At 62.2% G+C, this 9,278-nt stretch carries 6 protein-coding genes; 4 read left to right on the top strand and 2 right to left on the bottom strand.

Features of this window, described 5'->3' with window-relative positions; genetic code table 11:
- Window positions 1-81: 81 nt before the first annotated feature.
- Window positions 82-1,614 carry a carboxylesterase/lipase family protein gene (locus FHW96_RS25600; RefSeq protein ID WP_172343392.1) on the top strand — a complete coding sequence of 511 codons (1,533 nt, stop codon included), beginning with the start codon at window positions 82-84 and terminating at the stop codon, window positions 1,612-1,614.
- A gap of 11 nt (window positions 1,615-1,625) precedes the next feature.
- Here FHW96_RS25600 and FHW96_RS25595 read toward each other — a convergent pair whose 3' ends face one another.
- Together FHW96_RS25595 and FHW96_RS25590 are read right to left on the bottom strand one after the other, a co-directional pair.
- Window positions 1,626-2,006 carry a cupin domain-containing protein gene (locus FHW96_RS25595; protein WP_172343391.1) on the bottom strand — a complete coding sequence of 127 codons (381 nt, stop codon included), beginning with the start codon at window positions 2,004-2,006 and terminating at the stop codon, window positions 1,626-1,628.
- Window positions 2,006-3,328, bottom strand: coding sequence for a polysaccharide lyase family 1 protein (locus tag FHW96_RS25590; protein WP_253951272.1), 1,323 nt, complete (start codon window positions 3,326-3,328; stop codon window positions 2,006-2,008). The genes FHW96_RS25595 and FHW96_RS25590 overlap by 1 nt, the downstream gene beginning before the upstream one ends.
- Before the next feature lie 366 nt (window positions 3,329-3,694).
- Here FHW96_RS25590 and FHW96_RS25585 point away from each other — a divergent pair, with 366 nt between their 5' ends.
- From FHW96_RS25585 to FHW96_RS25575, 3 genes are read left to right on the top strand one after another with little or no spacing between them, the layout of a single operon-like run.
- Window positions 3,695-6,556 carry a TonB-dependent receptor gene (locus FHW96_RS25585; protein ID WP_172343390.1) on the top strand — a complete coding sequence of 954 codons (2,862 nt, stop codon included), beginning with the start codon at window positions 3,695-3,697 and terminating at the stop codon, window positions 6,554-6,556.
- 41 nt (window positions 6,557-6,597) lie between these two features.
- Entirely contained in the window at window positions 6,598-7,599 is a 1,002-nt protein-coding gene (locus tag FHW96_RS25580; RefSeq protein WP_172343389.1) for an alpha/beta hydrolase, read from the top strand.
- The gene (locus FHW96_RS25575) at window positions 7,596-9,176 is read left to right on the top strand and encodes a family 43 glycosylhydrolase (RefSeq protein ID WP_172343388.1); all 1,581 of its coding nucleotides are present in this window, start codon (window positions 7,596-7,598) and stop codon (window positions 9,174-9,176) included. The genes FHW96_RS25580 and FHW96_RS25575 overlap by 4 nt, the downstream gene beginning before the upstream one ends.
- Window positions 9,177-9,278 lie beyond the last annotated feature (102 nt).

Below are 9,278 nucleotides of genomic sequence, written 5' to 3'. Positions count from 1 at the left end.
ATGCCCTCAAACACTCCCTCCACGGCGACTGGCTCCGCCTATCGCGTGAGGAAGTGGACGGGTTTACAGGCAATTCGGGCGATGTGCGGCGGTAATCCCACCCGTCGGGGCGTGATCGCGGGCGCGGCGGCCATGGTCGCCGTGCCCGCCTTTGCCAAACCCCGTGATCCGCAGGTCGCAGGCTATCAAGGGCTGCGTGAAGGCACGGTGCAGGCGTTCAAGGGCATCCGATACGCGCGCGCAGCCCGCTTCGCTCCGCCGCAGATCGAGCCTCTGGCAGCCGAAAAGACCCCGGCCGCAAATTTCGCACCTATTTGCCCCCAGCGTGGGTTGAGTGATCAGCCGCAATCGGAAGATTGCTTGTTCCTCAACATCTGGACGCCGGAGGCCAACCCCAAAGCCGCCCGCGCCGTCATGGTCTATTTCCACGGAGGCGCCTATACCACCGGCAGTGCTACCGACCCGCTGACCCATGGACAGCATCTGGCCGAGCAGGGCGATGTGGTGGTGGTCACGGTCAACCATCGGCTTAATGCGCTGGGTTATTTGTGGCTGCAACCTTTGGGCGTGCAATTTGCCGACAGTGGCAATTTGGGGCAACTGGACCTGATCTGCGCTTTGCAATGGATCAGGCATAATATTCATTATTTTGGCGGCGATTCCTCGCGTGTTTTCACCTTTGGTCAATCGGGCGGCGGGGCCAAGATCGCCACGTTGATGGCCATGCCCGCTGCGCGCGGTCTGTTCCATTCCGCCGCGACGATGAGCGGCCAGCAGGTTGTCGCCAGCGGTCCGGCTCATGCGTGGGCACGCACGCGGTCCTTTTTCGATAAGTTGAAAATCGCGCAGGGCGATGTCGAGGCCTTGTGCCATCTTTCCATCGACCGGTTTGTTGAAGGGCTGAGGGCCGTTGATCCGATCATGGGCGGCTCGGCCTATTTCGGGCCGGTGCTGGATATGACCAATCTGCCGCGCCATCCGTTCTGGCCCGATGCGGCGCCGCAATCGCTTAATATTCCGATGATCCTTGGCAATGTGAGCGAGGAAACGCGGGCCTTTCTTGACCCGCGGGGCCCGAAATTGCAGGGGCTGAATTGGGATAATGTCGCAGGCCGCATGGCCGCCGAGGTCAAGATTGACCTCGATCCGGCCTACGTGATCGCGCAGTATCGCGCCCATCATCCCGACTGGAGCGCCGAGCAGGTCTATTATGCGGCCACAACGGCGGGGCGCAGTTGGCCAGGGCAAGTGATCGAGGCCGATGCCCGGGCAGCAGCGGGCGCGGATAAAACATGGGTCTACTGTCTGACCCGCCGCTCGCCGCTGGATCCTTTGCGCGGGGCGGCGCATACCGATGATATTCCCTATATTTTCGGCACGCTGGACGCGCCGGGCAGCTTTAGCGGTACGGACGTCGATGCGCGGGGCACGCGCGATGCTCTCCAAGGCGCTTTCGTGCGATTGGCGAAAGCAGGTGAGGGCAGTTGGACGCCCTATCGCCTGTCGACCCGCGCGACGATGTTGATGAGCGAAAATCCGCGCGTTGAAAATGATCCGCGCGGGTGGGAGCGGGCCATGTGGGCGACCGCTCCCTATGTGCAGCCGGGCAGTTAAGCGGTGGGCGGCTAAGGCTTTACCGGATAAGCGATAATCAGCGCCAGCGGTTCCTTGCCGGTCTGGCGGATACCGACATTCGCGCCGTCATAGAGATAGGCGGTCATGCCCGGTTTCAGCGCAGCCTTCTGGCCGTCGCTTTCCACTGCTCCCTCACCCGACAGGACGTAATACACCTCATCATGGGCGATGATGTGGAGGCCGATGGCGGCCCCCACATCCAGCGTGCGCCGCCGGAATTCCATCCGGCGGGGCTGGGGCGCGGCATCGCTGATCCGCCATGCGGTGGACATGCCGATGGCGCCATGCGGCACGGCTTCGCGCCGCATCACATCGCGCTCGTCGATGATTGCCATCGGCGGAGCGGCGGCCAGCAAAAGCGCCGCCAACATCAGACGCCGCCCTGCCGCATCGCCTTGTCGCGATCGCTCAGCTTTTCCTGCGGGCCCGCTTTCTGCCCCGGGTAAGCGCCGTTCTTGGGCGTCATCGTGGTCAGATCCCAGGCAGCCTCGACAAAAGGCGCGCGCTTTTCGGCGGCGTGCGGATAGCCGCCGACCTGCTTTTCATCGTCGATAATGTCGCCGCGTCCTTCGGCCACGAAGAACAGCACACGAATATCCTGAGGATCGCGATCCCATGGCCGTGCGCCCACCGTGTTCAAAACGCTGGTTTCCACATCGCCCGAGGGCAGGATCGTATAGCCATCGAGTTTGGCCAGCGGCTTGTCCGAGGTGATGAGTTTCGCCTTAGTCTCGCCATAGCGGCCGAACATCGGCAGGGGCAGGCCATGGCGATCCACCGCGCGATTGTCCTTGCCATAGAAAGCCAGATCACCATCGCCGCCCAGCATCAGGAAAGGCAGGCCCGGATCGGTCTGGTTGCCGCCGCGCATGACATTGCCCACCGCCGTGATCTCGCCGGTGACGTAATCATGGCCCGCCCATTCCAGCGCCATCAGATTGTAATGCACCGCGCGATGGCCGGGGTTATAGATGATGTTGTTGACCATCGCGACCTGCGAGCCGCCCTTTACCAGCGGGCTGCGCTCGACATTATGCGCCCAGACATTGCGGTAGAAAGTGATGCTGGTGGTGTTGTCATGGATCAGCGAACCCTTGGAATGTTCGCCCTTGGAATGGCTGGCAAAGGCTAGGCCTTCGGCGGCCAGGTTCTCCCGGAAAACAACATCATGGCTGGTGCCTGAGCGCCACTCCTGCACCGTTTTGCCGGTGAAGCGCGGGCCGCTGGCCGACATGTTTTCGTCAATCGCCCAGAGGAAGGAGCAATGTTCGATCACCACATTATGCGCGGCCACCGTTGAGAAGGCATCCGGTTCCCAGCCCGAGAAATGGGGCTTGTCCATCGCGCCGGTCATGATGCGCAGGTGGCTGATGATCACGTCATGGCCGTGCAGGTCAATGCCGGTGCGGATCAGCGTGACGGGCGAGGGCGCGGTTTGCCCGGCGATGGTCAGGAAGGGCTCCTTGATGACAAGTTCGGTGCCGCCCATGTCAATCACGCCGCCCACCTCGAACACGACGATGCGCGGGCCCTTGGCCTCGATGGCCTCCTTGAACGATCCCGGCCCGTCCTTGGCCAGCGTGGTCACGCGGATGATTCGGCCTCCGGCACCGCCCTTGGTGGGGTCGGCCGGATGGGCGAAATTGGCGGCGGCGGGGGCATTGGGCGTTTCGGCCCAGATGGGCGCGGCCAGCGGCAAAAGCGCAGTGGCCAGCAGAAGGCGGGCATGACGCAAACGGGGGATGGGCAAAAATGTCACCGGGGCCTCTCCTGTGGGGCTTCATTGTTGGTGGTTCTTGACAGAGGCCGGGGCCTCATGCCAAGACTTATGACACCGGTTACCAAATCGGACAAGAGTTTCCCTTCGACGGAAAACAAAAACGTTGATCAGCAACATCTTGTGAGAATAAATTGGCCCCAATGGGCAGGGATCTGGATGCAAAAGGCGGTGGAAATGCGATTCGCGTTTCCCTCTTATGACACCGGTAGCAATCCCTTGGGGCATGGATTGAGGATTGGGGCGCATCGTCGCTCTCAGGGAGTTTAAGGGGGAGTTATAATGCCTCATACCGTCACACGTTTTGCCGCCCGTCGCCTGACCGCTTTGCGTCTGGCTCTGGCAGCCAGCACCGCGCTGGCCGCGCCCGCCCATGCGCAGACCGCGCCCGGCGCCGATGCGCCCGCACCCGAAGCTATTGTAGTCACCGGCTTCCGCCGCTCGCTGGAGGCCGCGCTCAATCTGAAAAAGAACTCGGTGGCGGCCGTTGACGCCATCGTGGCCGAAGACATCGCCAAGTTCCCCGATCAGAACCTTGCCGAATCGCTTCAGCGCATTCCCGGCATCTCGATCCAGCGCGACGGCGGCGAAGGCCGTGCGATCACCGTGCGCGGGCTTGGCGCGCAATTCACCCGCGTTCGCGTAAACGGCCTTGAAACCGTGGCGACCTCGTCGGACGGCGCCAGCGCCAACCGCGACCGTTCGTTCGATTTCAACGTCTTTGCCTCGGAACTCTTCACCAATCTGGTCGTGCACAAGACTGCCGAGCCTTCGCTTGACGAAGGTTCGCTGGGCGCGGTGGTGGATCTCAACACCGGCAACCCGCTGGGCGGCAAGGCCGGCCTGACGGCGGTGGCCAATGTTCAGGGCAGCTATAACGACCTGTCGAAGAACCTTGGGCCGCGTTTGGCGGGCCTGCTGAGCTGGCGCAATGACGAAGGCACGTTCGGCGCCAATGTCTCGGCCGCCTATTCCAAGACCAGCACGCTCGAACTGGGCAATAATTCGGTGCGCTGGGCTCAGGCCTATTTCAACTCGGTCAACGGCACGAACTGCCTCTATTCGGTGCCCGGCGCCACGGGCGGCGTTGCCACCAATTACAGCGGCAATTATCGCCCGAGCACCGCCTGCGATCAGGCGAGCTTGTCGTTCCACCCGCGCATCCCGCGCTATGGCGTGATCAGCCATGAACGCGAGCGTCTGGGCCTGACCGGCTCGATCCAGTTCAAGCCCAGCGACCACACCAAGCTGTCGATTGACGCGCTCTTCTCGCGCTTCAAGGAAAATCGCGAGGAAAAGTGGCTTGAAGTGCTGGCCCGTTCGAACGAAAAGTCGATCGACGTGGTCAACCCGGTCTATGACGCGAACAACAACATGGTCGCGGCCACGTTCAACCATGCCTATGTTCGCACCGAACATTATCTGCGCCAGTCGAACACCACTTTCTATCAGGTGGGCGCGACGCTGGATCAGGACATCACCGACAAGCTGAAGGTGAAGATCCTGGGCGGTATTTCAAAGTCGGACGCGGATATTCCGGTGGAAACCACCATGTTGCTCGACAATCGCAACGCCAATGGCTTCTCCTACGATTACCGCAACATGGCCTCGCCCGTCATTTCCTATGGCGACAGCGTGACCGATCCGTCCAAGTTCCAGCTGGCCGAAATCCGCGACCGTCCCTCCAATGTCACCAACCGTTTCAAGACGGTTCAGGGCAATGTGACCTGGGAAGTGGCCGATGGTTTCACGCTGAAGGGCGGGGCGGTGTGGCGTCGGTTCAACTTCGATTCGGTGGCCTATCTGCGCGACAGCGCGGTTTGCGGCAGCAGCGGGGCCGACCTTGTGCTGGGCACGCTGACCTGTTCGTCCACCACCTATGGCTTCCCGGTGACCAGCAGCATGGTCGATACCGTCAATCTGGGCAATGCGGGCCAGCCTGCGGGCACGACCAGCAGCTGGGTCGTGGCCAATCTGGCCAACACCACCGCCTATACCAAGCTGTACAGCCGCACACCCACGCTGGACAGCGGCAACGTGCGCGCGGTTCAGGAAACCACTTCGGGCGGCTATCTGGAGGCTGATTTCAAGGGCAACCTGTTGGGTCTGGAATTCGGCGGCAATCTGGGGACGCGCTATGCCCGCACCAGCCAGAAGTCGACCGGCATTCTTTCGGGCAACACCGTGACGGTGGGGCGCACCTATGACGACTGGCTGCCTTCGGCCAACCTTGCCTTCTATCCGCATCCCAAGGTCATTATCCGCGCCGCCTATGCCAAGGTGCTGACGCGCCCGACGCTGGGCAATCTGACGCCGGGCGGCTCGATCGACGGGTTCAATTACAAGATCAGCTACGGCAACCCGCAGCTCGATCCCTATCGCGCCACCAATTACGATCTGGCGGTCGAATATTACTTTGCTCCGCAGTCGGTCGTCTCGCTGGCGCTGTTCCAGAAGGATATTGCCAGCTTCCCGATCTCGTCCAGCTATGCGGCCACCTTTGCCTCGACCGGCCTGCCGCAAAGCGCGCTGCCGACCAGTTCGCCTGCCTATATCAACTTTGACCCGAACCAGATCTATCAGATCACGGCCAATGTGAACGGCAGCGGCGCGCGTCTGCAGGGCATGGAGCTGGCATTGCAGATGCCCTTCAAATTCCTGCCCGGCAAATTGAAGAATATCGGCTTCCAGGGCAATGTGACGCTGATCAAGTCGAACGCCAATTACACCATCACCGGCCCGGCCACCAATCCCTGCACCCGCGCCACGGCTGCTTCGGCCTGTACGCTGGTGGGTGTGACGTCGGTCTATCCGGCAACACTGCTGGGCGTGTCCAAGACCGCGTGGAACGCCACGATTTATTATGACGATGGCAAGTTCAGCCTGCGCGGTATGCTCAGCTATCGCGGGCCGTTCAATGACAGCACCAGCGGTACCAGCAACGTGTTCGAAGGTTACGGCAGCTATACCAGCTTTGACGCAGCGGTGCGCTACAAGCTGACCCCCAGCATCGAAATCTCGCTGGATGGCAATAACCTGCTCGACACCTATCGCTATCGCTACACCGATGCGGCAACGACGCGTAACTATGAAAACAACCACTTCGGCCGCACGATTCAGTTCGGCGCCCGCTGGAAATACTAAGACTTCTGCCCCTGCACGGGGCCGGATAAAGGATGTGTTCGATGATTATGGATCGCAGGACGCTTCTGGCATCCAGCCTGTTGGCGGGGGCAGCCTCATGGCGGGCGGAGGGAATGATGGTCTCTTCGCCCGCCACCCTTTCGGACGATTTGCCCAATGCGCCAGAAGTGATTTCGCTCTGGCCGGGCGGCGTGGGGCCGGGGCGGTTGCACCCGATCACGCAGGAGATCGTCGAAAGGTCGAAAGACCCGGCCAACCCTGATCGGGCCATCCATGGCATTTCGCATCCGCGGATGGTGGTTTTCCGCCCGAAACAGCCCAATGGCGCGGCGGTGCTGATTTCGCCGGGCGGCGGCTATGTTCGCGTGGTGATCGACCGCGAGGGCTATGAAATGGCCCGATGGCTGGCGGCGCGCGGCTTTACCTGCTTCGTCCTTTTCTATCGCCTGCCGGGCGAGGGATGGGCCAGCGGCCCCGACACCGCCCTGATCGACGCCCAGCGCGCGATCCGTCTGATCCGCCACCGCGCGGCCCAATATGGTATCGATCCTGCACGCGTGGCAGCTATGGGCTTTTCGGCGGGTGGGCATTTGTGCGCAGATCTCTCCTCGCGCTTTGATGTGCGTGCCTATGCGCCTATGGACGCAGCGGACGCGATGCCCGCGCGACCTTTCTGTTCCGCGCCCATCTATCCGGTCATCTCAATGACTCCCCCTCTGGCCCATGCCGGATCGCGCCAGCAAATGCTGGGCGATCATCCCACCCCGGCGCAGGAGGCGGCCCATTCGCCAGACCGCAATATTCCCGCCAACCCACCCCCGCATTTCCTGCTCCATGCCGAGGATGATCCAGCCGTTCCGGTGGGCAATACGCTGGCGCTGCGCGATGCGTTGAAGGCCAGGGGCGCAAGGGTGGAATGCCATCTCTTCGAACAGGGCGGCCATGGCTTTGGCCTGCGTAATGCGGCGGGCAAGCCGGTTGCGATCTGGCCCCAGCTTTGGCTGAACTGGGCGCAAACAACGGGATTGGTGAAACAGGCATGAGTTTCAAAATCGACCGCCGCGCCGCCTTGCTGGCCGGCGGCCTGACGACGCTGGCCGGTCTGTCGGCTCAGGCTAAGGCCGCCCCCGCGCCGGGTTTCGACAATCAGGCCGCGCCTGATCTTGGCAATGGCACTTTCCTGAACCCGATCCTGTCGGGCGACCGGGCCGATCCGGCGATCCTGCGCGACGGCGCGGACTATTACATGACCTTTTCCAGCTTCGACGCCTATCCGGGCCTGACGATCTGGCATTCGCGTGATCTGGTGAACTGGCAACCGCGCAAACCTGCGCTTTTTCGCAACATCGGCGCAGTCTGGGCGGTCAGTCTGGTCAAGCATCAGGGCCGCTATTTCCTCTACATCCCGGTTAAGGCCGAACAGAACGATACATTCGTCATCTGGGCCGACCATATTGACGGCCCGTGGAGCGATCCGGTCCCGCTGGGCCTGCCCAAACATATCGACCCGTGCCATGCCGTAGGCGAGGATGGGTCGCGCTGGCTGTTCCTCTCGGGTGGCGACCGGGTGCGCCTGTCCGAGGATGGCCTCTCGCTGGCCGGAACGCCCGAGCATGTCTATGATCCGTGGCGCTATCCCGACACATGGGACGTTGAGGGCTTCAGCCCCGAAGGCCCCAAGATCCTGCGTCATGGCGATTATTTTCACATGCTGACCGCTGTTGGCGGCACGGCCGGCCCGCCCACCGGCCATATGGTGATCGCGGCGCGCTCGCGCTCGATCCATGGGCCGTGGGAACATCATCCGGGCAATCCGCTGGTCCGCACCGTGTCGGATAAAGAGGCGTGGTGGTGCCGGGGTCATGCCTCGCTGGTCGATGCGCCGGATGGATCGTGGTGGGCGGTCTATCATGGCTATCGCGCGAATTTCTGGACGCTGGGGCGGCAATGCCTGCTCGATCCGGTGGTGTGGGGCAGGGACGGTTGGCCGCGCATGACGGGCGGAGATCTTTCGCGCCCCTTGCCCAAACCGCGCGGCGGACAGGCGTTGCCCCATGGCATGGCATTGTCGGATGATTTTTCCGCGCCCCTGGCTCTGGGTAGCAAATGGACCTTTTTCCGCCCTGCGCGCGATGAAGCCTCGCGGGTGCGCGTGGCCGATGGCGTGCTGCATCTGACCGCCAAGGGCAGTGCGCCGGTCGATGGCTCGCCGCTGTTGCTGACGGCGGGCGACACGTCCTATCGCTTTGAATGCGATATAGAAATCGATCCCGGCGCCACGGCGGGTCTTGTGCTGTTTTACGACGACCGGCTCTATGCGGGGCTGGGTTTCGACAAGGATCGCTTCGTCACCCATCAATATGGCATGGAGCGCGGCCGCCCCGCGCACACCTATGGCCAGCGCCTGCGAATGCGCATCACCAACCGTCGCCACATCATCGCCATCCACACCAGCAGCGACGGCGGCCAGACCTGGCACCGCTTTGATCGCGGCATGGAAGTGTCGGGCTATCATCACAATGTGCGGGGCGGTTTTCTCGCGCTCAAGCCCGGCCTTTATGCGGCGGGCAAGGGCGAGGCGCGTTTTCGCAATTTCCGTTTCACTGCGTTAAAGGATTGATTTTCCTATCATGCCCCGCCCCTTGGATCTGCATCCCGACCGATTGTTTCCCTCTGAGCCCGGCGTTCGGGCTGTTGCGCGCGAGCTTTATTCATATGTGAA

Source organism: Novosphingobium sp. SG751A (genome assembly GCF_013149295.1).
Lineage (GTDB): Bacteria > Pseudomonadota > Alphaproteobacteria > Sphingomonadales > Sphingomonadaceae > Novosphingobium.
Note: the sequence above shows the minus strand (reverse complement) of the source record. Positions and strands in the feature narration are given on the sequence as shown.

Bases quoted from the DNA above. Each gene is read 5' to 3' on its own strand.
- FHW96_RS25600 (WP_172343392.1), top strand. From the start codon at position 82: ATGTGCGGCGGTAATCCCACCCGTCGGGGCGTGATCGCGGGCGCGGCG.
- FHW96_RS25595 (WP_172343391.1), bottom strand. From the start codon at position 2,006: ATGTTGGCGGCGCTTTTGCTGGCCGCCGCTCCGCCGATGGCAATCATC.
- FHW96_RS25585 (WP_172343390.1), top strand. From the start codon at position 3,695: ATGCCTCATACCGTCACACGTTTTGCCGCCCGTCGCCTGACCGCTTTG.
- FHW96_RS25580 (WP_172343389.1), top strand. From the start codon at position 6,598: ATGATTATGGATCGCAGGACGCTTCTGGCATCCAGCCTGTTGGCGGGG.
- FHW96_RS25575 (WP_172343388.1), top strand. From the start codon at position 7,596: ATGAGTTTCAAAATCGACCGCCGCGCCGCCTTGCTGGCCGGCGGCCTG.